Origin of the sequence: Pseudotamlana haliotis, from assembly GCF_008806375.1 — a bacterium.
Taxonomy (GTDB): domain Bacteria; phylum Bacteroidota; class Bacteroidia; order Flavobacteriales; family Flavobacteriaceae; genus Pseudotamlana; species Pseudotamlana haliotis.
This window is the reverse complement of record NZ_WAAT01000051.1, coordinates 148,952-172,936: the sequence shown is the minus strand read 5'-3', so window position 1 is coordinate 172,936 and position 23,985 is coordinate 148,952. Positions and strand designations below refer to the sequence as shown.

General features: G+C 36.4%; 13 protein-coding genes and 1 pseudogene. 5 read left to right on the top strand and 9 right to left on the bottom strand.

Annotation, left to right across the window (positions count from 1 at the left end; all coding sequences use genetic code 11):
- Window positions 1-4 precede the first annotated feature (4 nt).
- Window positions 5-883 (bottom strand): hypothetical protein, encoded by an 879-nt coding sequence (locus F6U93_RS13700; protein ID WP_150940793.1) that lies wholly within the window; start codon window positions 881-883, stop codon window positions 5-7.
- 341 nt (window positions 884-1,224) lie between these two features.
- Between F6U93_RS13700 and F6U93_RS14910 the strand changes: the two genes are divergently transcribed.
- Window positions 1,225-1,362 (top strand): hypothetical protein, encoded by a 138-nt coding sequence (locus F6U93_RS14910; protein ID WP_225312712.1) that lies wholly within the window; start codon window positions 1,225-1,227, stop codon window positions 1,360-1,362.
- A gap of 144 nt (window positions 1,363-1,506) precedes the next feature.
- On the opposite strand, the pseudogene feoB reads toward F6U93_RS14910, so the two are convergent.
- From feoB to F6U93_RS13685, 3 genes and pseudogenes are all read right to left on the bottom strand, one after another.
- Window positions 1,507-3,702, bottom strand: a pseudogene (gene feoB, locus F6U93_RS14905) (ferrous iron transport protein B).
- A 3-nt stretch (window positions 3,703-3,705) separates the two neighbouring features.
- On the bottom strand, window positions 3,706-4,728 hold the full coding sequence (locus F6U93_RS13690; RefSeq protein WP_150940792.1) for a metal-dependent transcriptional regulator: 1,023 nt from the start codon (window positions 4,726-4,728) through the stop codon (window positions 3,706-3,708).
- Window position 4,729: 1 nt separating this feature from the next.
- A complete protein-coding gene (locus F6U93_RS13685) occupies window positions 4,730-5,383 on the bottom strand; it encodes a metal-dependent transcriptional regulator (RefSeq protein ID WP_150940791.1) in 654 nt (217 codons plus the stop codon).
- 140 nt (window positions 5,384-5,523) lie between these two features.
- On the opposite strand from F6U93_RS13685, the gene F6U93_RS13680 reads away from it, so the two are divergent.
- Window positions 5,524-5,883 carry a YraN family protein gene (locus tag F6U93_RS13680; RefSeq protein ID WP_150940790.1) on the top strand — a complete coding sequence of 120 codons (360 nt, stop codon included), beginning with the start codon at window positions 5,524-5,526 and terminating at the stop codon, window positions 5,881-5,883.
- A 129-nt stretch (window positions 5,884-6,012) separates the two neighbouring features.
- On the opposite strand, the gene amaB is transcribed toward F6U93_RS13680, so the two are convergent.
- Together amaB and F6U93_RS13670 are read right to left on the bottom strand one after the other, a co-directional pair.
- Window positions 6,013-7,569, bottom strand: coding sequence for an L-piperidine-6-carboxylate dehydrogenase (amaB, locus tag F6U93_RS13675; RefSeq protein WP_150940789.1), 1,557 nt, complete (start codon window positions 7,567-7,569; stop codon window positions 6,013-6,015).
- A gap of 170 nt (window positions 7,570-7,739) precedes the next feature.
- The gene (locus F6U93_RS13670; RefSeq protein ID WP_191963523.1) at window positions 7,740-8,225 is read right to left on the bottom strand and encodes a CAP domain-containing protein; all 486 of its coding nucleotides are present in this window, start codon (window positions 8,223-8,225) and stop codon (window positions 7,740-7,742) included.
- 375 nt (window positions 8,226-8,600) lie between these two features.
- Here F6U93_RS13670 and F6U93_RS13665 point away from each other — a divergent pair, with 375 nt between their 5' ends.
- Entirely contained in the window at window positions 8,601-14,099 is a 5,499-nt protein-coding gene (locus F6U93_RS13665; RefSeq protein ID WP_191963522.1) for a LamG-like jellyroll fold domain-containing protein, read from the top strand.
- 484 nt (window positions 14,100-14,583) lie between these two features.
- Here the strand turns inward: F6U93_RS13665 and F6U93_RS13660 are convergent, their stop codons facing one another.
- The 3 genes from F6U93_RS13660 to mfd all read right to left on the bottom strand — a co-directional run bounded on the left by F6U93_RS13660 (window position 14,584) and on the right by mfd (window position 20,544).
- On the bottom strand, window positions 14,584-15,912 hold the full coding sequence (locus F6U93_RS13660; protein WP_150940786.1) for a TlpA family protein disulfide reductase: 1,329 nt from the start codon (window positions 15,910-15,912) through the stop codon (window positions 14,584-14,586).
- A 10-nt stretch (window positions 15,913-15,922) separates the two neighbouring features.
- Entirely contained in the window at window positions 15,923-17,056 is a 1,134-nt protein-coding gene (locus F6U93_RS13655) for a hypothetical protein (protein ID WP_150940785.1), read from the bottom strand.
- A gap of 137 nt (window positions 17,057-17,193) precedes the next feature.
- Window positions 17,194-20,544, bottom strand: coding sequence for a transcription-repair coupling factor (gene mfd / locus F6U93_RS13650; RefSeq protein ID WP_150940784.1), 3,351 nt, complete (start codon window positions 20,542-20,544; stop codon window positions 17,194-17,196).
- Window positions 20,545-20,786: 242 nt separating this feature from the next.
- Here mfd and F6U93_RS13645 point away from each other — a divergent pair, with 242 nt between their 5' ends.
- Together F6U93_RS13645 and F6U93_RS13640 are read left to right on the top strand one after the other, a co-directional pair.
- On the top strand, window positions 20,787-21,203 hold the full coding sequence (locus tag F6U93_RS13645) for a response regulator (protein WP_150940783.1): 417 nt from the start codon (window positions 20,787-20,789) through the stop codon (window positions 21,201-21,203).
- Between the two features lie 75 nt (window positions 21,204-21,278).
- On the top strand, window positions 21,279-23,984 hold the full coding sequence (locus tag F6U93_RS13640) for a TonB-dependent receptor (RefSeq protein ID WP_150940781.1): 2,706 nt from the start codon (window positions 21,279-21,281) through the stop codon (window positions 23,982-23,984).
- The last annotated feature ends 1 nt before the right edge of the window (window position 23,985 follow it).

Sequence of the window (23,985 nt, the reverse complement as noted above, 5' to 3'; positions counted from 1 at the left end):
TCTTTTAACTTTTAACTGAAAAATGGTCTAAAAAACTATGATCAACCAAATACAGATCTTGAGTACTTATATTTTGAATTAACATCTTTTCATTATTTGAGCATAGCTTTTTACTTGATATGCCAAAACTATAGACCATTTTTTTCGATACTAATTGATTCTTTTTAAATCCGTTAGTATCCATTTTCAAAACAAAATAACGATTTATTAGCCTAAAGTCGCCTACGATATCTTCAGGTGGCACAATAGTATTCTGCAGAATATAACCCTCTTTTTCTTTGAGCTTATCATCATTTTTTATTCTCGGTGTATTCGATATTTTTATTCTTATATCAGCAGTAGAGGGATATAGTGGTTCTTCAGGAATTACATTTTTTTCATCCAATCTCAATAAAACCGAATTTAAATGGGCCTCCAAAGCATTCGTATTCAACTTTAAAAGTAAAAAACCTGCCTTCATTTCCTTATTGATATTATTATCTGAATAAAAAAGTTCTTTGATGTGATGCTTTGAAGCAAGCACTTGAGCTTCTTTTAAAAACGTTACTTTCCTACCAAAAGGCACTGTTGAACTATTAAATGCCTCAACCTTATGTTCAATCTTGGAGATGTCATTAAATCTAACCAGTGCCTTGTTGTAATCTGTATTTATTGAAATACTATCAGCCTTTAGCTTATCTAATTCACTAACTAACTTGGTATACTCAGGGTTTATTGATTCCTGTGTTTTGGCATAAGAAACGCCATAGATATCTAAAGCAGATTGACCTTTTAACGTTTGTATTCTTGTATTAAGCCTATTGAATTTATAATCTTTTACTTGAGAATATAAATTACAAACCGAGAGAGATACAAGAATCGACAATAAAAATGAAGTCTTCATAATCACTAAATTAAGTTCTATAAAATGAGGGGGTATTCAAATGTAAACACCAAGCTAGTACAACTTCAATAAATTCGTTTAAGTACCTATTTTATTGGTTTTAATAAACATCAACAAAATTTTCATACTTAATACTACATTATGAATAAGAATTGACTTACTACAATTTATTTAAACGCCATTATTATCAAAATCTTAATAATTCATTCAGAACTAAAGCACCTACCTAAAATTTTTAACAGCTATCAAATCGATTGATTCAATTTTGAAACATTATTTTTAGTTTAACTTCAATGTCTTTAAGCACGTAAGATCTTAGTGGTCGTATTTTATATGATGACATGTCCCTTGTCTATGCTAGCGTGTACATAAAAGGAACTTCAAAAAAGCCACAACAACTGATGAAAACGGGAAATACCACCTTAAATAAAACACCCAATATTTTTGAAGCCCTGCATAAGGTGAACGGTGTGCATTAAAATAAATAGTATCCTTTTTGAACTTAAATTCAATAAGGCCTCACCAAACAACATAAAAGTTTACTACAATTCGTATTTTCAGCCCCTTCAGGTTTTAAAAACCTAAAGGGGCTTTAGGTATTTAAGCGCACATAACTAGCCTAACTAAAAAGCAAGACGCCAAACTTGAGCCACTAAAAAGCAAACAATAAACCCTAAAATCACAGGCATGATAGACGCTACAGCCGTCCATTTGGCACTATTAGTTTCTTTGTAGATGGTATAAATAGTGGTACTGCAAGGGTTGTGCAGTAAACTGAACAACATTAAATTAATAGCCGTTAAAAGCGTCCATCCCCCTGCTCTAAGAATATCGCCAGTAGCATTTATAGAATCCAGTTCAAACATCACACCCGCTCCAGCACCGCCACCAATACCAGTCACCATTACGGTTAGCATCAAAATGGTAGGAATCACAATTTCGTTAGCAGGAATAGCCACGATATATGCCAATAGAATCACCCCATTAAGCCCGATTAAGAACCCAAAACCATCCATGCCCTCAATTAACCAAGTGGCAATGGTTTCATCACCAATATGTAAGTTAGAAATGAGCCAAATTACAGCACCTGCAGGGGCAGCAAAAACAATAGCCCGCCATAAAACAATTAAAGTTCTATCAATTAAAGAAGTATAAATCGTTTTCCAAAAACGTGGTGGCCTGTATGGTGGTAATTCTAAATTAAAAGTAGAGACCTCACCTTTAAGTACGGTATTAGACAAAGCCCAAGACACGCCAAACATAAAGGCCATACCTAAAACAGCGATGCCAATTACCGCCAATAAAGAGGCAAAACTCGACATAGATTCAGGAACTACAGCACCAATAAATATGGTCGCAATTAAAATCTGTGTTGGCCAACGCCCGTTACACAAAGAAAAATTATTGGTAATAATGGCAATTAAACGCTCTCTGGGACTATCAATAATACGTGCCGCGACAACACCAGCGGCATTACAACCAAAGCCCATACTCATGGTTAGCGCTTGTTTTCCATGGGCTCCAGATTTATTAAACAGGGCATCTAAATTGAAAGCCACACGCGGTAAATAACCAAAGTCCTCCAACAGGGTAAACATGGGAAAAAATATCGCCATAGGCGGCAACATGACCGCAATCACCCAAGCCACGGCAAGATACACACCATCAATTAAAAACCCCGCGAGCCACCAAGGCATATTAATACTTTCGGCACCAGTTTTTAACATCGGGTGAATGGTATCTAAAAATAGTGTCGCCAGCATGGAAGACGGGTAATTAGCCCCAACAATGGTGAGCCAAAGTACCGTCCCAAGGATTAAAAACATGATTGGGAATCCGAAATACTTACTCGTGACAATTTTATCAATTTTCGCATCTAATCGAAATCGTTTTTCAGAATCATTCGTTTTTACGGTATCTTTAACGATATCGGCTGCATCGGCATAAATACCTTCGGTAAGATTATCGTGAAATTCGTCACCAATTTGCCAACGTAATTCATTTGATAATTCTATAATGTCATCTATATTATTCTCTTTCATCTTATTGAAGCATTAAACAAATTCACCAGATTTTAGCGCATTTATAATTTCTTTATCCCCTTCTAAGAGACGAAAAGCAATCCATCGACTATTTGGAATGTTTGGAAACTCTTTTTCAATTTTTTCCGTTAAAGTTTTAACCGCCTTCTCAATATTTTCGGGTACGTTTTTAATCCGATGTGGTTTACATACTATTTGTCCGCTTGCAATTTCACTAACCGTTTGTATGAGTTCTGGAATACCTTGATTAAATCGGGCACTTGCAGGTACCACAGGGATTCCTAAATCTTTGGAAAGGGTACGCACATCAATTTCAACCTTATTACGCTTGGCTTCGTCCATAAGGTTTAAACATAAAACGGCTTTATCGGTAATTTCTAAAATTTGAAGCACCAGATTTAAATTACGTTCCAATCGGTTAGCATCAACCACAATAATGGTCACATCTGGTTTTCCGAAGAGAATAAAATCACGTGCCGTAGCTTCATCTTCAGAAGTAGAAAGCAAAGAGTAAGTTCCTGGCAAATCCACCAATTTATACTTTTGGGTATTATATTCAAAACCACCTTCAGCGCGCATTACGGTTTTCCCTGGCCAGTTTCCTGTATGTTGCCTTAATCCGGTTAAGGCATTAAAAACCGTACTTTTACCCGTATTCGGGTTGCCTGCTAAAGCCACTACGAAATCAAAATTATCGGTTTCTACACCTAATTTCTTCAGCCCTTCTTTATTAAAATGGGCACAGGTTTCACAAGCTGTATTTACTTTCGTTTCCATGGTTTAATCTTTTTTAATTAAGATTTTTGCCGCTTGGTCGTTCCTTAAGGCAATGGAGGTTCCTTTAATCAAATAAGCATTGGGCTGTCCTAAAGGGTTGACCAAATCGATACTTACAGTAGCGCCTTTTACAAAACCAAGGTCTAATAGTCTTCTACGACTTTCGCCGCGACTTTCTCTTGAAATCCCTATGATAATCGCTGTTTCATGGACTTCTAAACTTGATAAGCGAGCCACATTATCTTCAACCACCACTTCTTTCTCGATCACTGCAACCGTTAAGTTAGCAGCTACAATAGGCGCTAATTTAAATTCCTCCCCTTCAGAGCGGAATACGATACGCGTAGCATTATTTTCAATAACTTTAAGCAACGACCCCATGTGGATATTTTCGGCTAAAATTTGCTTATAAATGATATCTGGTTCATCTTCAATATGGGTGATTCTCCCCACGGCACCAACGGGTAAGCGCGGTAATTCTACGCCGTTAACTTCAGCTATTTTCCCCGTCCTGGTTGGAATTGGGTCACCGTGCGGGTCAAACTTAGGATTTCCTAATTTAGCTGAAAGGGCATCGGCATCGGCATGTGAAAGCTTGTGTTCCATCATTTCAGCTCGGTCATGCCATTCCTTTTTATTGAACCCAGTTTTATCAGCCAAATATCGTTCCCAAAGACGGTGTACACGGACAATACGCAGGGCATAATCACGACCCTTTTCGGTGAGCTTTAAAATATCAGATTCAAAATAAATTAAATCATTGATGGTCATTTTTTTTATGGCCTCAACAATACGTCCGTTATTAAAATCAAGCACCTGAACCAGGGTTTTCATGTCGACCTTATTATCGGAATTCTCAAAATGGTAAAGCTGCTTTAAAATATCTTCAATAATAACTTTTTCGTTGCTTTTAAAATTCTTTGCTAGCAACCAGTACCACCCTTTTACAGGCCTAAGTAACAGGTATAGCAAGCCTACAAAAGCAAAGAAAACGGCTAGCGCCAAAATTGGATTATATTGCTCCATATTATAAACTTATGTATAAATTTTTAGCCACATCATTAGAAATAATCATCTTTTGGGAGCTGGTTTCTATGGTTAACGAATTATCAAAAGGTTCAAAATCTAAAACTTTTATTTTATCGCCAAGGGCTAAATTATTCTTGTCTAAATATCTTAAAAACACATCTGAAGAATCTTTCACCTGAGCCAAAACCCCCTCATTTCCTGGTTCTACTTCTAAAATATTTACACTTTTTATTAGTGTGTAATTCCCTTCTTTATCTGGTATCGGGTCGCCGTGTGGATCGTGTGTTGGAAAGCCTAACAAAGCATCGAGCTCATTAACCAATTTAAGCGATTTGATATGCTCCAACTGTTCGGCTACATCATGCACCTCATCCCAAGTGAAATTTAATTTTTCTACGAGAAAAACTTCCCATAGGCGGTGCTTTCTAACAACTAATGCCGCTGCTAATCGTCCGGATTCGGTTAAGGTCACGCCTTGATATTTGACATAATTAGCCAAATCTTTCTCTGCTAATTTCTTAATCATATCGGTAACCGATGAGGCCTTCGATTCAATCTTTTCGGCAATAGCATTTGTACTTACCGCAACCGAGCCTTGTTTACCCAAATGGTAGATGGCTTTTAAATAATTCTCTTCTGATAGTGTCACCATAACATTAAAAAATACAGGCAAATATACTGAACTTCAATAGGTATTAAAAATATTTTTAGATAAGTCTAAAAATATTCATAGTCATCTTACCACAGCGCCTTTGCAACTTTAAAAAGAAAATATTTTCCTACATTTACATCATGGCAGAACATAACAAACTTGGAGAAAAGGGCGAACAGCTCGCTGTAGATTTTTTATTAAAACATGGTTACCAAATTCTAGAACGCAATTACCGCTTCGGAAAATCGGAAATTGACATCATTGCCAAAATTAAAGATACCCTGGCTGTGGTTGAAGTCAAAACCCGCTCGACTATTGATTTTGGAAATCCGCAGGACTTTGTCAAGCCCAAGCAAATTCAGCGTTTGGTTTACGCAATTAACCATTATGTTCAAAAAAACGGTTTAGATGTTGATGTGCGCTTTGATATTATCGCCATTGTAAAAGCCGGAAAAACCTTTCAAATAGAGCATTTAGAGGATGCTTTTTATCATTTTTGAAAGATTCTACATTTCAGATTTCAAGTTGTCATGCAATAGGCTGTAGGCTGTAGGCTGTAGGCTGTAGGCTGTAGGCTGTAGGTAAAAATAAATATTCAATTTCTAACCACGATTAAGCGTATAAACCATTCAATCCATATCAAAGATAATCCCCTGTGCCAAAGGCAACTCGGCGCTGTAATTAATGGTATTGGTTTGTCGGCGCATATAGATTTTCCACGCATCTGAACCTGATTCGCGACCGCCGCCGGTTTCTTTTTCACCACCAAAAGCCCCGCCTATTTCGGCACCTGAAGTCCCAATATTCACATTAGCGATTCCGCAATCGGAACCTTCAACCGACAGAAAACGTTCGGCTTCACGTAAATTATTAGTCATAATCGCAGAACTTAGTCCTTGTGCTACGCTATTTTGAATTTCTAAAGCATTTTCAACAGCACCAGTATAGGTCATCACATATAATATAGGTGCAAATGTTTCTTGCTGCACCATTTTAAAATGTGGTTCTACAGCAACAATAGCGGGCTTCACGTAACACCCACTTTCAAAACCTTCGCCTGAAATCACACCCCCTTCAACAAGCACACGACCGCCTTCTTCTACGACGTCTTTTAAGGCTTTGGTGTACATTTTTACAGCATCGGCATCTATAATGGGCCCCACATGATTGTTTTCATCTAAAGGATTTCCTATACGCAGTTGCTTGCAAGCCTTAACAACGGCAGCGATGACTTTATCGTAAATGGATTCATGAATGATTAATCGGCGTGTAGAAGTACAACGTTGCCCAGCAGTACCCACCGCACCAAAAATAGCCCCAATAACCGTCATTTTTATATCAGCATCCGGCGTTACAATAATAGCATTATTACCACCAAGTTCTAATAAACTTTTTCCTAATCTTGCCGCTACTTCTTGGGCTACGGTTTTACCCATTTTTGTAGAGCCGGTTGCTGAAATTAACGGGATTCGAGTATCTTTAGTCATTAAAGCGCCCACTTGAGCATCACCATTAATTAAACAAGAAATACCTTCGGGTAGATTGTTTTCGGCAAAAACTTCGGCTGCTATATTCTGACACGCAACACCGCAAAGTGGTGTTTTTTCGGAAGGTTTCCACACGCAAACATCACCACACACCCAAGCCAAAGCGGTATTCCAAGCCCAAACGGCTACTGGAAAATTAAAGGCTGAAATAATACCCACCACGCCAAGCGAATGGTACTGCTCATACATGCGATGTCCCGGACGCTCACTGTGCATGGTGAGGCCGTGCAGCTGACGTGAAAGCCCTACCGCAAAATCGCAGATGTCAATCATTTCCTGAACTTCACCCAAACCTTCTTGGTAACTTTTACCCATTTCAAAAGATACCAATTTACCTAGCGCTTCCTTTTTTTCTCGTAATTTATCGGCAAACTGACGTACGACCTCGCCGCGCTGTGGCGCCGGTACCTTCCGCCAGGTTTTAAAAGCTTCAGTCGCTGTATCCATAACTAGAGCATAATCAGCCTTGGTGGTACTTTTCACCTTCGCGATTAATTTTCCGTTTACGGGAGACCAACTAGAAATCATACTGCCGCTTGAAAACTGTTTTACCCCGGTAGAAGTTCCTGGGTTTTCAGATGAAATCCCTAAAGTTTTAAGGGCTTCATCTATACCAAAATCTAATATATTTTTGCTCATGGTTTACTAAATTAGATGTCTAACACCAATTATAACTACTATTTCTACTAAGGTAAGATTAAAAATAGTAATCAGGTTAATAAGCCATGGTATCTGCTTTAAGCAAAAAAATCTGTTACACCTTAATCAGTGAAACAGATTTTAGAATATTGATAACTACGTACTAAACGTTACTTTCTCAAAAAAATCAAAGAATAAAAATAAATACCAGCGTCACTTTTACTCGTACCAATGCCGATATGAGTAAAATCAGCTTCAATGTTGTTTTTATGCTCTGAGGCATTTAACATGGCTGCTACAGCCTCTTCGGCAGTATTGTATTTCCATGCCGCACTTTCAGACATCTTACTCGGACTTTCTGCTTTAAACATTAACTCGGCACGTTCATAAGAATTATCATAACTCATTTTACCTGCTTCTGCCATGTATTCACTATGCTCCTGCGCTAAAGTACTGGCATAGTCATGTAAAATTAATGCGTCAAGTCCTAAACTCAATCGGTGATCGTTTAAACCATTTAATAATTGTGTGCTTAGCGTTTTTTTCTCGTCTCCTTGGTTACCATTGGAGTCATCACTTGAAGAACAAGCGGTACTAAAAATTAGCATGGTCATGCAAACCAAGGCGAACCAAGGTTTTAAAAAGGTGGTTTTCATATTTTTTAAAGATTTGGGTAAATCAAATATACATTTATTTTTAACCTGAATACTCATAAAACGGGTATTATCACACTCAAATCTAATGGTATTCCAACAAAATTGAACGTATAAACCTACGTTTAAAAAAATTATTTCCTACCTAATTCACATTTTATGCACACATAACACTACTAAAAATGTTAAATTTTAGAAAAAACATTCCATTTATCGAATAAAACCCACAACATTATATGCATTCCATTATAAAACTTTATTTTGCAAATTATTTATTGTTAGCAGTTTAAATAGAAAATAAAAGATTAATAGCGCTCTCTAACACTCTCTCAAAGTATTATGAAAAAATCTTATACGTTTATATTGAAGGCTTTTTTTATGCCTTTATTTTTATTGGTTAATGTTTATTTTGTTTATGGGCAGTGTGTGCCTAGTGATTATAATATAGAGTACGGACTTGGTATAACAAAGTTTAAAATTACTGGAGATAGCCAATCTTCAATAATTAATGAAAGTAATCCTCCTTACAATGACATAAATGAGGGTTATACCAATTACTTTTCAACACAAAGTGTTAATGTAACTTCGGGGTCGGGATACGACTTTATGGTTACCAATCAAAACAATAATAAAAAGGTAAAAATTGTTATTTGGATGACAGATGATAGTTCGGGTAATTTCACACAAGTATACGACTCTGGCGCACCAGCAGTTACTACGAATTTCTCAGGGACCATCACGATCGCTCCCACAACACTATCTTCAGCAACTTTACGTGTTGTAGCTTTTTATTATACCTGTGATCATTGTAATGTAGTTCCATCCCAACCTTGCGATTTTACTAATAATGATATTCACAACCAATCACAGACATCTATATTAGAAATTGAAGATTACACATTAAACTTCGACTTTCCTAATACGCCTGAAGCATTTGATGACGAACTTCTTTTAGAAAAAAACTCAAGTGGTACTAGCAATCAAATTAATGTAGGCGCAAATGACAATATCAGTATTGAGCGAGGAGATGGTGATGATTTTAGTATTGCAACTAACCCTACTTATGGTCAAGTTATTGAATCTACCGCTATTGATGGTGATGGCATCTTTGAATACGTACCAAATACCGACTATGTTGGAAACGATAGTTTTACCTATTCAATTTGTGATAGCCAGGGTAATTGTGATACGGCAACAGTTAATATCGCTGTTAATTTAGGGGCATGTACGCCAGTTTCAAATTCTTATGGCATTGTTTATATAAAGAATGTTTCTTTAACAGGAGAAAACTCAAGTATTAGTAATCCTTCTGGAGACGACGGTGGATATGGCAATTATTTAAACACGCCTTCCGCAGATATGCAAATGGGCAAGACTTATACGATTTACTTAACAACAGAAGGCTCACCCCAATCAGCAGGTATATTTATTGATTATAACCAAGATGGTAAGTTTAATATATCCAATGAACTGACCTATGTTCAAAGCACAAGTAATAGTATTAAGTTTACAGTACCAGATAATGTTTTAGTAGGCACTACAGTTATGAGAGTAGCAATTGAGCAGGACAATTGGTTGCAGCATAATGGATGTGGTGAACTTAAAACTACTCAAGAATTCGAAGACTACTTCGTAAACATTTACGCAAAAAACTCACCAAGCCTAGTAATCACAGGAAATAATAATAGCATTTCCAACGGATCTACAACTACAAGCAGTACGAATAACACCAATTTTGGAAGCACAGATGCCGTTACAGGTAGCCTGCTTAAAACGTTTAGTATTTCAAACACAGGAAATGGGAATATAGAACTTCCTGAAAACCCTATAAGTTTATCTGGAGCAACTAGTGATTTTACAATAACAGCCCAACCAACAAAAAAAACGACACTAGCCGGTAACAAAACTGCAACTTTTGAAATCACCTTCACCCCAACCTCTACTGGACTAAAACAAGCAACGGTTATTGTACAAAACGATGACCCTATAAAAAGCCCCTACACCTTTTTAATTGAAGGACGAGGAATAAGTACAAATCCAGTACCAGTACCAGACCCAACAGTCTATCCAGATACCGATGGTGATGGCATTACCGATAACATCGATATAGATGATGATAATGATGGGATTTTAGATGAAATTGAAAACAGTAACTGTCAATCAAACCCCCATGCATCTCTTGCTAAAACTGTGTTTTTATATGAAACTTTTGGAACTGGAACAGACCGCGTGGAGATAGACGCTAATTTTGCTGACGCGAGTACAACCTATCAATATGCCGCTAGTGGAGACGTTAATGATGGTAGTTATACCGTTTATCAAAACGCACAAGACATAGCACACTGGGCAGATAAATATTGGTATAAGGGTAAGGACCACACGCCGCCTGATGACACCAATGGTAGAATGGCCATTTTCAATGCAGAAGATCAAGCTGGTGGTGTATTTTATGAAAATCAAATCACAGGGGTAACACCAGGTGTTGAGGTGACCTATAGTTTTGCGGCTATTAATTTAGATCGTGTGGATGATCCTTCTAGAAGTAAACCAGAAATTTTAATGGAAATCGTAGACCCTAACGGTTTTACAGTTATTGAATCACACCAAACTGCTCCCATAGTAGCATCCGACATTGAAGGTTGGGTAATTAACAAACTTATCTTTAAACCTACTATCTCTGCTTTTACCGTAAGATTAAGTAATCTTGCGACTGGTGGCTTAGGCAATGATCTTGCCATTGACGATATTAGAGTAGAACAACTTTTTTGCGACTCTGATGGCGATGGCGTGGCTGATGTTTTAGATATTGATGATGATAACGATGGTATACCAACTTTGGTAGAATTAGGACTTTCTGATGATGATAACGACGGTACTCTTTATGGTAATTCAGATTGGGATGATGCTAATAATGATGGTGTACATGATAGTTACCCTACAGGTGCTACATTACTAGATTTTGATGGTGATGGCGTACCCAATTATCTAGATTTAGATTCAGACAACGATGGTGTATTTGATGACTATGAATACGATGGGCTAGGCGAAATAGACGTTACCGGAGACGGTGCTGGAGATGGCCCTGATACAGATGGCGATGGTGCACTTGACACTATCGATAATTTTTATGGTTTTGGACTAAATGGCTATACAGATCCTATAGAAACAACACCAGGAACTCCAGATTATTTAAACGTTAAATCTGATGGCACTAATTTTGATATTCCAGAAATTTATGCCCATCTCGACACTTCTTCTCCCAAAGATGGCACCATAGATGACAATAAAGATACAGACAGCGATGGCCTTTTAGACGTCTTTGACACGGATCATAGCAATTTTGGCTCTCCAAGGAATTTAAACCACAGCTACAGCCTATACTTTGATGGCATAAACGATTATGTAGAAGAATCACCATTTTTAGATAACACAAGAGAAGGTACCATGATGTGCTGGGTGAAAATAGACCCTACTTCAACAACGACAAAGCAATTTATAATGGGCCAACTAAATATTAACTTTTTTTACTCTTCTGGTAGGATCATTTCAGATGTTAATAAAGATAAACTGATTGACATAGAGCCTATGCAGAAGGGGGAATGGACACATTTGGCATGTACTTATAAAACTGCAGATAGTCTAGCTTTCTTTTTAAATGGTGAGTTAAAAAAGAAAATACCAATGACGGACGCCTCAATAGACAATGACGGTATACATTTTGTACTAGGTCATTCACCATCTCATAATTCAACTCATCTACAAGGTGAAATCGATGAAGTACGCGTTTTTAATAGAGCACTTACCGAAACCGAATTAAAGCGTATGGTATATCAAGAGTTAGATGATACCAATAATTTTAATAGTGGTAGAATTATTCCGTTAGATATCGCTTCCGATTTGGGCAGTAGTTTGATTCGTTATTATAAAATGGATACCTATCTTGACGATAAATTAATTGATATCACTAATCCTAGTTCTACTAGAGCAACAATATACAATGCCAAAAACATATACCCTCAAACCGCACCGCTACCATACGAAACAACAAACATTGGCGGCGATTGGAGCGATCCAAACACCTGGCTACACGGCGATGTTTGGGATATTACTACCAAAATGGATAATCCAGATGGTGCATCTATTATTCATGTAAAACAAAACCTAGTTATGGATGGTGGTTACGACACCCAAGGCTCGGTTGGTATTATAGTAGATCGTGATAAAAAATTATCGGTTGAGGGCGATAAAGGCATTTACAACTCGTGGTACTTAAATATTGACGATAATGGAATTATCGATTTACAAGGCGAATCACAACTTATACAAACCGAAGACAGTACACTCGGAGCAGGTACGGGTACTCTAGAACGCGACCAACAAGGTACAGCCAATTTATATACCTATAATTATTGGTCGTCACCAGTTAATACAGGCAGCAAGCAATATACTGTTGGTGGTATATTAAAAGATGGCTCTGATGGAAATTCTGCACCTATAGACATTACTTACGTTGGAGGTTATAATGGAAGTGATGCAGCAGGAGCTATGAAAATTGCTTCGTATTGGTTATACAAATTTGAAAATGCAGCAGTAGACAATTATTATGCTTGGAAACACGTTGGAAACACCGGTAGTTTAAAGGTTGGTCAAGGCTATAGCATGAAGGGGACAAGTGCTAGTAAAGCCGTTACCGATGAAGAAAATTATACTTTTAAAGGGATTCCTAATAATGGGGAGTACACGTTGACTCTAGATTCTGGAAACGAATATTTAGTAGGTAACCCCTACCCATCTGCTTTAGATGCAAACACCTTTTTAACCGATAACCAAAATACTATTGACGGAACCCTATATTTTTGGGATCATCATGGTGGTGGGTCACATTACTTAAAAGAATACGAAGGTGGTTATGGAATGTATAACCTTTCGGGTTCTGTAGGATCTCCTGCAGATATTCTTAATGGTTATACACCTACGACTGACGGGAATGACACAGGAAAGGATTCAACAAAAACACCACAACAATACATACCTGTTGGACAAGGCTTTTTTGTGAAAGCAAAATCTGGACAAACAGAAACAACAATAACGTTTAATAATGGGCAACGTGTTTTTGAAAAAGAAGGAACAAATTCCGTTTTCATGAAAAGTGCTAGTAAAAAAGACGCTGAAGCTGAAGCCAAAACAACAACTGCAGACCTGAGACCAAAAATCAGATTGAATTACAAATCACCTAAAGGCTACTTACGTCAGTTATTAACTACCGTTGATAAAAACGCAACTATAGGAAAAGATTGGGGTTATGATGGGGCCATTGGTGAAGACGGTCTTATTGTTGAAGATATGTATTGGGAGATTGAAAACGAAAAATACGTCATTCAAGGTATTGATACCATCACCAAACAAACCGTTTTACCATTAACGGTAAAAACTAAATCGGGTGGTTTAGTTGAAATAAATATTGCGGCTTTAGAAAACGTGCCAAACGATGTAGAAGTTTACTTAAAAGATTACGATACGTATCATGATTTACGTGCTAGTTCGTTTTTAGTAAATGTTGCTGCTGGTGAAATTCACGATCGTTTTGAAATCGCTTTTTCTAAAGATTCAACCTTAGATATAAACGAAGCCACTCAGCTAAATCTCGAGTTGTACTACAGCAAACAAGATGCTAATCTCATCATTAGCAATCCTAATGCCAAGAACATTGAAAGCCTCAAAGCCGTTAACATGCTCGGGCAAGTGGTCTTTGAAACCCAAGTTCATACTTCCGATAAAATCATTAGAATACCAACACAACTAGCCACTGGCATGTATGTTTTTACAGTGAATACCAATGAGGCCGAAGTTTCTAAGAAAGTGATTGTTTCTGAATAGGTAATACCAATTATAAGAATTAATAAATTTGACAGAAGACGGAAGTCTTTACTAATTCGTTTATACGTTTATTTGTTTAACCGTTAATGGTTCTCGACTCCGCTCGAACACCGCTTACAATCATGTATATTAACGGTCTTCGAGAACAATAGAGAAGGTAGCGAAATAAAAAGTCTTATTACAACATACAAAAATGTAATAATCAACTTTAAAACGGTCTTCGAGCGGAGTCGAGAAGTCTGATTATAATTATAAACGCATACGCTATTTCTTTCAATTGAATATCAATTTTAAACAAACGGAAGTTCTTTTTTTCTGGTGTATTTTGTTCTCGACTCCGCTCGAACACCGGTTCTAGTTATGCATATTAACGGTTTTCGAGAACAGTTGAGAAGGTAGCAGCGCATGAAGTCATTTTGACATACAGGAGGAAAAAAAATGAACCTAAAGGGCTAAAAAAACCAACTAGATACAAGCTAGACAACTATTCAAAAAACATCTCAACATCTTCAATATGCTCAGGTTTCTCAACAATTTTTTTGTTTTTATTAAGTACAAAATATGTTGGTGTACTGATTACGCCGTAGCTATGAGCCACCTTATTTCCCCATCTTCCATTTCCGAAAACGTGAATAAATTCTGGATAATCAGCGATAACTTTTTTCCAGTTGTTTAAATCGGCTTCCTCTTCTAAACCAAAAGCTATTACTTTAACAGTACCTTTTTCTAAGGTATCTACAAAAGTTTTCAACTGTGGGATCTCATCTAAACAATGTGAACAAGTGCTACTCCAAAAAACGATAAGATAATTTTCGGCACCAGTTAAGGCGCTTAATTTGGTGTTTACTTTTTTATCCTTTTCACCTATGGTTATTGCGAAATCGGGCGCTTTTTTTCCGTTGGAAATATTCCTATACAAGGTTAAGGCTTGCACGAGCTCTTCATCTTTCAAGCCTGTAGCAATAGTTATCAAATACTTTTCAGAAATATAATTGGCGACAACTTCTTGTTTTAAATCTACCATTTCCTGCCACAAATCAAATAAAAGCATGCGTTTAATTTCTTGAGATGCATCCTTCATTGCTTTACAAAACACATCGATATTGGCTTTGTAGTTTGCAATGTCATTGAGGCCTGGGGTAGTGATTCCAAATACATAACTCAGCATTTTTTCTTCAAGAAAACTTGAACTTTGAAGTGTTGGATTATTAAAGTCAACGTAGTCAAAATAATGCGCTTTTAATTGCCCAATATACTTTTCTGCTGACAGGGCTTTAGTAGGAATATAGGGGGCATTGGCTTTTATAAATTGATGTGCGAGGGTGTTTTTAGCGGCCTTTTCAAAGTTTAATTGGGTATCCTTTTGGGTTTTAAAAATGGCCTTTAACGCCGTGGTATCTTTGGCTTCACTTTTATAATAATTCGTGATGCTTTGAATCACCATGGCCATGCTGTTGTGATAAGAAGCTAATAATTTATTTTCGTTAGATTTTACAAATTTTACACCAGTTTCTGAATTAAATTTAAGCTCAATATCTTCTTTCTTATTGTAAATGACATCAAAATTAAAATCTTCTTGAGGGATTGCATAAACCAAGCGATACATCCCTTTTGTGGCTGTTGAATCTAACTGAAACCTAAAACTGCCATCTTTTTGAACTTCTTCACTAGTCACATACTCCGAAATGGTTGGTGTAACCTTATACAATAAGACAATATTATAATCTTCTGCGGGAGTAAACACCCCTTTTATGGTATGCTGACCTAAAAGTACTGAGGGAAAAATGAGGGCTAAAAAAAGTAATGATTTCAAAATAATGATCTTAGTTTATTTGATTTGATTTTTCTGGTTTTTGAATATTTATCGGTCTTACAACGTATAACCCTTCACTTTTTGTTTTAAGCTTACTTGAAGGAGAAAAGACCTTTAAAAAACTAACTTCCGATTTTTTTAAATATTGTTTAGGAAGTGAATAGTACGATAAATCGTGATTAACTTTAGAGAAAAGACCTATTCTATTAGACCCCATTTCTTTAAAACGATACCTCTGGTCGCCTATTTTTAAATTAAAATAAGCTGTTCCTTTAAATGAAGTAGGTATACTTGTGTATGCTATTACACCTAATGTTTCTTCTTTTTGATAAAAAGAAATATCTATCTTTTTATTATCAGGATACTCCATGTCCTCCTCCTTAGTCAATCTTAAAACATCAGGATAAGAAGAGAACGTTTCACTACCTGAAGAACGTGATGAATACACATTATTTACGGGATTTTTAAGATAAATTAGTCGTTGAAATTTTTCTGGAAATTTTTGCAATATTTCCCCGTCATGATAAAAATTTACTCCAGAAGACTCTAATTTAGATATATAGATACCCATCCATTCATTTTCTGTTTTTAGATATACCTTATGATTTTTGTCTGCAGAAGTTTCTTCAGCATATATAACCGTATGAGCCTTTTGATAATACTGATTCAATAAATTTAAAAATCCATCTAATTCTAATTGCTCACCAGAAGCATGTATTATATTATTTATCTTAGTTTTTGTTACTGGTGTTTTAGACAAATCATATACCATATTTTTTGTAAAAACAAACCAACCTGAATTAGCATAACTTACATCACCGGTACTAGATATGAAAAACTCCTCAACCCCTTTACTATTTATTTTACGAATGTCATAATCTCCATAAATTATAAAATAATTTTCTTTATCATCATACATAATTGAGTTGTATGGGTATTTAGAAATTTTTACTATTTCTGAATGATCATTTTTTACGCCTTCATGCAAATAAGTATAATTATTATACGCCTTTTTTTTAAATAATGATGATGATGTTATATTTATTACGGTACATTTTTGAAGAAAGACAATAAGAAATATAAAAGCTAAAATCATTTTTTTATTATTTATTATCTTTTTAAATATTTTAATAATGACATTCATATTCGTAAAACACTTGTCTTTAATTTATCCGTTTCAGTCTTTTACTATTTTTTAGCCTGTAATCAACTGATAATTTTGTTTAGCAACGCTGAAACGCGTTCAGGATGACGCGAACCTGTTTGAAATGAAACACTATTTTATTCCACAATAGGTTTTAAGGCTTCTAAGGCTTGTTTTACCGTTTTAATTTTGTCAAACGTAATCATTAGTCGTAAACCGTTTCGGGTTTGTTTTTCTTTCATCTTACAAGCGTTTGGATGTGTTTGCACAAACTGCAACACTTTAGTAAAACTCGGACTTTGATAGAATCGACTTTGTTGATCGTTGATAAAATAACCGATTAGCTTCCCTTGCTTCATAATGATTTTTTCAAAGCCTATTTTAGTCGCCAACCACTTTATTTTTACGCTATTTAATAAATCAACAACCTGCGTTGGTAACTCACCAAATCGATCTATTAAATCCTTCTCAAAGATATGTAATTCATCTTCTGATTTTAAATTATTTAGCTGCGTATATAAATTTAATCTTTCAGCAATATTATTCACATAATCATCTGGAAAAAGCAGAGAGAAATCGGTGTCGATGGTGACATCTTTCACATAGATTTTATCTTCTTCGGGTTCATCATATAAATCCTTAAATTCATTTTCTTTAAGCTCTTCAATGGCTTCGTTTAAAATTTTCTGATAGGTATCAAAACCAATATCATTCATAAAACCACTTTGCTCGCCACCAAGTAAATCTCCAGCACCACGAATTTCAAGGTCTTTCATGGCGATATTAAATCCGCTGCCCAATTCAGTAAACTGCTCTAAAGCCGTAATTCTTTTTCTAGCATCTTCGGTCATTGCTGAATATTCAGGCGTTATGAAATAGCAAAAGGCTTTTTTGTTACTACGCCCCACACGACCACGCATTTGATGCAGATCACTCAAGCCAAAATTATTAGCGTTATTTATAAAAATGGTATTGGCATTAGGCACATCGAGTCCGCTTTCGATAATCGTGGTACTCACGAGCACATCAAAAGCCCCATCCATAAAGGCCAACATAAGTTCTTCAAGTTTTTTACCTTCCATTTGACCATGCCCCACTCCAATTTTAGCATCGGGCACCAGACGCTGAATCATACCCGCCACTTCTTTAATATTTTCAATACGATTATGAATGAAGAATATTTGTCCGCCACGCTCAATTTCATAACTCACGGCGTCTCTAATAGTTTCTTCTTCAAAACGAATCACATGACTTTCAATAGGGTATCGGTTTGGTGGTGGCGTGGTAATCACCGATAAATCTCGAGCCGCCATAAGACTAAACTGAAGCGTTCTAGGAATAGGTGTCGCGGTTAAAGTTAACACATCAACATTATCCTTTAAGGTTTTTAATTTTTCTTTTACGGCAACTCCAAACTTCTGCTCTTCATCAACAATAAGAAGGCCTAAATCTTTAAATTTTACACTTTTATTCACCAATTGATGGGTTCCAATGATGATATCTACTTTCCCCTGTTCTAGGTTTTCAAGGGTTTCACGTTTTTCTTTAGCCGTTCTAAAGCGGTTTACATAATCAACCGTCACTGGAAAATCCCTTAAACGCTGTTTAAAAGTTCGTGCATGTTGGTAGGCCAAAATGGTGGTTGGCACCAAAACGGCCACTTGTTTACCGTTATCTACCGCTTTAAAAGCGGCTCGAATGGCGACTTCGGTTTTACCAAAGCCCACATCACCACAAACCAAACGGTCCATTGGGCGTTCGCTTTCCATATCCAATTTGATATCGGCAGTTGCAGTACTTTGATCGGGTGTATCTTCATAAATGAAAGAAGCTTCTAACTCATGTTGCATTGAACTATCGGGTCTGTATTGATAACCCTTTTCGGTTTTTCGCTTGGCGTAAAGTTTAATCAAGTTAAACGCGACATGTTTAACACGGGCTTTAGTTTTCTGTTTTAAGGTTTTCCAAGCGGTACTTCCTAATTTATAAATCTTAGGCGCTTTGCCATCTTTACCATTAAATTTCGTGATTTTATGTAAGGAGTGAATGCTTAAATACAACACATCACGCTCGCCGTAAACTAATTTAATAGCTTCCTGCTTCTTGCCTTCAACATCTATTTTTTGCAATCCCCCAAAACGCCCAATACCATGATCAATATGAGTGACATAATCGCCAATATCTAAATTTGTTAGCTCTTTTAAAGTGATGGCCTGCTTTTTAGCATAGCCGTTTTTAAGTTGAAATTTATGATAACGTTCAAAAATTTGATGATCGGTATAGCATACCACTTTATTATCATGATCTATAAAACCTTGGTGTAAAGACAATACAATGGTTTGGTAAGCCACTTCTTCTTCGGCATCATCAAAAATATCATGAAAACGCCTAGCCTGTTGCTCGCTAACACAGGCAATATAATTGGTGTAGCCCTTGTTGTGCTTGGTATTTAAGTCTTCAATTAATAAATCAAACTGCTTATTAAAAGATGGTTGTGGCGTGGTTTCAAAATTTATGGTGGTATAAGGCTTGGAATTGGTAGACAGCACAAAAGAATTACCAAATTCAATAATAGAAAAATCTAAAAGCTGACGTTTCAGTAATTTAGAATCACAGAAAAGGGCTTCAGGTTTGGCGTGTTTAATATCTTCAGAAAGGGTTTTGAACGCTTCTTCGGCCTTCCCATAAAAATCATCAATTCTCGAAAACAACAAATCGGCATTTTTGATACCCACAATAGTTTTCTGAGCCATATATTTTAAGAAACTTTGACGACTCTCTTGCATTAATTTATTCGCTACATTGGGAATAATATTAATTTTTTTAATCTGCTCAACAGAAAGCTGAGATTCCACATCAAAAGTTCTGATACTATCTACCTCATCACCAAAAAACTCAATACGATAGGGTTCATCATGCGAAAACGAGAACACATCAACAATACCACCACGCACCGAAAACTCACCAGGTTCGGTAACAAAATCAACACGTTTGAATTTATATTCAAAAAGCACTTCGTTAACAAAATCGATAGATAAATTGTCATATACCCCAACTTTTAAGGTATTGCGTTCCAACTCTTTTCGGGTAACTACCTGCTCAAATAAGGCATCGGGATAAGTAACAATGAGCGCTGGTTTTTTTTGAGAATTTATACGATTTAAAACCTCAGCTCGTAAAAGCACATTGGCATTATCGGTTTCTTCAATATCATAAGGTCTTCGGTAACTCCCTGGGTAAAACAGCACATCTTTTTCGCCGCAAAGCTGTTCTAGGTCGTTTAAATAGTGAGCCGCTTCTTCTTTATCATCAAAAATTAAAAGAAAAGGCTTTTTAGCTTCCTTAAAAACACTTGAAATTACAAAGGAAAATGCAGACCCTACAAGTCCTTTTAGATGTGTTTTACTTTCAGTTTGGGCAATAGCATTTTGCAGATTTTGCGTTTGCAAAGCCTGTAAATACGTTTTAGAGAGGGTAGATTTACTCACTTAAAATATTTTCATTTTTGGAATTACAAATATAGGTAGCATATTGCGATTCTGAAATTTAGGAAACAAAACTTATTCATTTTTTAACGCGGTACAACATAATAAAATCTTAGGGACAACAACATCTTGTAGCTTTTTTATTATTTTGTCCTCTAAAAATCATAAAAAAGGCTATACTTCACAACAATAAGTTTAAAGTTTAAAAAAAAGGTATTATCCTTGTATAACAATTAATCCCTCTAATGAAATCAATAACATCAACACTACTGATAGACGACGATAAGTTTACAAGTTTTTACAATGAAAAAATTGTAAAAAAACATAATAAGTTTGGCGAAATCATTTCAGTAAACAGCGGTAAAGCGGCCTTAGACTATTTAAATGAAGCATTAGCCGGTGAGGCTTTAAAACCTGATGTTATTTTTCTAGATATTAACATGCCCGCCATGAATGGCTGGGAGTTTATTGAAGCGTATCGCGAATTAGATACGGCATTTACAAACGATATTAAAATTATTATGCTTACTACCTCTTCTAACCCAAGAGACAAACAACGCTCACAAACCTTAAACGAAATAACCAATTATATTAATAAACCCCTTTCCCTCTCTATTTTAGATAACATTATTGAAAACCTAATACCCTGTAAAACCTCATAAAAACCATTCAATACACTACCAAATTACCCCCTTGAAGATTTTTATGTAGTTCTACAGAACTAACTGAACAACCCCATGCCCATAAAAATTTGTCTACACCTACTAACCTTAATAAGTTTACTCTCAGGGCAATTTTTACACGCTCAAAACCGAGCAATTTTATCTGGAACTGTAACAGATGAATTTGGTAAACTTCCTGGCGCCCTAATTTCTATTGAAGGCAGCAATATTCAAACCACCACTAATATTGATGGTAATTATACCTTAAATTTAGAAGAGGGGGACTATGTAGTAACTGCTTCTTTTATCATGTACCAATCTAAAAGTGTTTCTGTAACCATAAATGTAGGTGATGATTTGATTGCAAATTTCATGTTAGAAACGGGATTTTCTGCAGACGAACCTGTGTCATTAGGAACCCGGTCTAGACCACAGTCTGCCTTAGAAACCACAGTACCAATTGAAATCATAACACCCGAAGAAATTAGTGAATCGTCACATTTTGAGCTCACTGAAATATTACATTATTTATCACCTTCCTTTCATTCTACACCGCAAACCATTTCAGATGGAACCGATCATATTGATCCTGCCACCTTACGTGGACTAGGGCCTGATCAGGTTTTGGTTTTAATTAATGGTAAAAGACGCCATACCAGCTCCATGCTAAACATTAACGGCACTATTGGCCGTGGTACTGTGGGCACCGATTTTAACGCTATTCCTGTATCATCAATAGACCGCATAGAAATATTAAGAGATGGCGCTACATCACAGTATGGATCAGATGCCATCGCTGGGGTGATTAATATTGTACTTAAAAATCAAACTGATATCATTAAAATCGATTCTAGGTTAAAAACTAATATTGAAGGCGATGGCGTAACCAGTTATTTTGGTGCAAATTTCGGATTCAAAATTGGAAATACAGGTTTCATCAATATCACGGGTGAATTTAGAGATCGTAAAGCCACCAATAGGGCTGGTAATTACACAGGCAATATTTACAGTACTGATGACGCTATAGACGCACAATTGATAGCCCAAAATGATTTCTTCGGAAAAACAGGTTATAACGACCAGCAGGTGATGGAAATTGGTAGTGCTGCCGTTAGAAACACAGCCGTTTCTGTTAACGGTGAACTTTCGGTATTTAAAAAAGCAAAACTGTATTTTTTTGGCGGACGAAATTCTAGAGAAGGCAATTCGGCAGGATTTTACCGTTTTCCTAATGAACCTGATCGTGTGGTAGAGGCTTTACACCCAAACGGATTCTCACCAAGAATCATCACAAATATTCAAGATAATGCACTGACCATCGGTCTTAGTGGAGAAAAAAATGATTGGAACTTAGATTTTAGCCATTCCATGGGCAATAACACTGTTGATTTCACTGTTAGCAATTCTAACAACGCGTCGTTAGGGGTACGATCACCCAAAACGTTTAAATCTGGCGGATACCTATATTCATTGAACACCACCAATATTGATATTGATAAAGAATTTGATTACCTCGAAGGCTTAAGCGTAGCTTTTGGAGGCGAACTACGTGTAGAAGGTTATGAAATTATTAGCGGAGAAGAAGCTTCCTATATTAATGGTGATGCTACGTACATTGACGAAAATGGCGATGAACACCCACGTCTTATTGGTGCACAGGTTTTTCCTGGTATACAGCCTTCTGATGAATTGGAACGTATTAGATCAAATGCTTCGGTATACCTTGACTTAGAATTAAGACCTTTAGAACCGCTCTTATTTAAAGCGGCTTACCGTTTTGAATCAAACAATGATTTTGGTGAAAATTCAGTTTGGAAACTGTCGGGGCGCTATTTACTCAACAAAAATATCTCTTTCAGGTCTAGTTATTCTACTGGCTTTAGAGCCCCTTCTTTACACCAGGTTTATTTTCAAAAAATAAGCACCCAATACTTTGATGGCGATATTAGTCAAGTGGGAACTTTCAACCACGAAAGCTCCTTAGTTACCGATCTTTTTAAAGTAAATAAATTAACTCCTGAACTTTCAAAACATTTTAGCCTGGGTTGGAGCACCAAATTCAATAATAAATACAGCTTTGCTTTAGATTATTACAACATTAATATCAAAGACCGTATCATCCTATCGGGAGGTTTTGGAAAAGGATACCTTACACAACTCGAACCCTATGGCGTGACTACCGCTCAGTTTTTTGTAAATGCCATTGACTCTAAAACCAATGGTGTAGAAGCCACATTTACCTATCAAGACAAACTAGGCAGTGGCCTATTTAACGGTAGAATCGCTGCTAACTACATGAAAACTAACGTAACAAACGTTAACGAAGACAGTGTAGAGAACGGTGATATTGACGATTTATTCAATCGCGAAGAACGCTCTAGAGTAGAATCGGCCCAACCCAATTTTAAAGTAAATTCATCCCTTCAATATGAAATTGACCATTTTGAGTTTAATTTAGTGGGTACTTATTTTGGAAGTTTAGAGTATCTTCACCCCGATGATGGCGACCCTAATAACTGGCAGCTTAATGAGTACACTGGAAAGGTAGAAACCAGAGACCAAACTTTTAGTCCGAAATTTGTAACCGATTTATTTGTGACCTATCGTGTTACAAACTTTTTAAATGCTACAGTAGGCTGCAACAATATTTTTAACGTGTACCCAGACGAGCACACCCATTCTAGCAATACTATTAACGGCAGTTTCACCTATAGCAGACGTGTGCAACAATTTGGTGTAAATGGCGCTAACGCCTTTATAAAATTACTATTACGTTTATAAG

Excerpts from the sequence above, each read along its gene's own strand:
- F6U93_RS13700 (WP_150940793.1), bottom strand. The coding sequence starts at position 883 with ATGAAGACTTCATTTTTATTGTCGATTCTTGTATCTCTCTCGGTTTGT.
- F6U93_RS14910 (WP_225312712.1), top strand. The coding sequence starts at position 1,225 with ATGTCCCTTGTCTATGCTAGCGTGTACATAAAAGGAACTTCAAAAAAG.
- F6U93_RS13690 (WP_150940792.1), bottom strand. The coding sequence starts at position 4,728 with ATGGAGCAATATAATCCAATTTTGGCGCTAGCCGTTTTCTTTGCTTTT.
- F6U93_RS13685 (WP_150940791.1), bottom strand. The coding sequence starts at position 5,383 with ATGGTGACACTATCAGAAGAGAATTATTTAAAAGCCATCTACCATTTG.
- F6U93_RS13680 (WP_150940790.1), top strand. The coding sequence starts at position 5,524 with ATGGCAGAACATAACAAACTTGGAGAAAAGGGCGAACAGCTCGCTGTA.
- amaB (WP_150940789.1), bottom strand. The coding sequence starts at position 7,569 with ATGAGCAAAAATATATTAGATTTTGGTATAGATGAAGCCCTTAAAACT.
- F6U93_RS13670 (WP_191963523.1), bottom strand. The coding sequence starts at position 8,225 with ATGAAAACCACCTTTTTAAAACCTTGGTTCGCCTTGGTTTGCATGACC.
- F6U93_RS13665 (WP_191963522.1), top strand. The coding sequence starts at position 8,601 with ATGCCTTTATTTTTATTGGTTAATGTTTATTTTGTTTATGGGCAGTGT.
- F6U93_RS13655 (WP_150940785.1), bottom strand. The coding sequence starts at position 17,056 with ATGAATGTCATTATTAAAATATTTAAAAAGATAATAAATAATAAAAAA.
- F6U93_RS13645 (WP_150940783.1), top strand. The coding sequence starts at position 20,787 with ATGAAATCAATAACATCAACACTACTGATAGACGACGATAAGTTTACA.
- F6U93_RS13640 (WP_150940781.1), top strand. The coding sequence starts at position 21,279 with ATGCCCATAAAAATTTGTCTACACCTACTAACCTTAATAAGTTTACTC.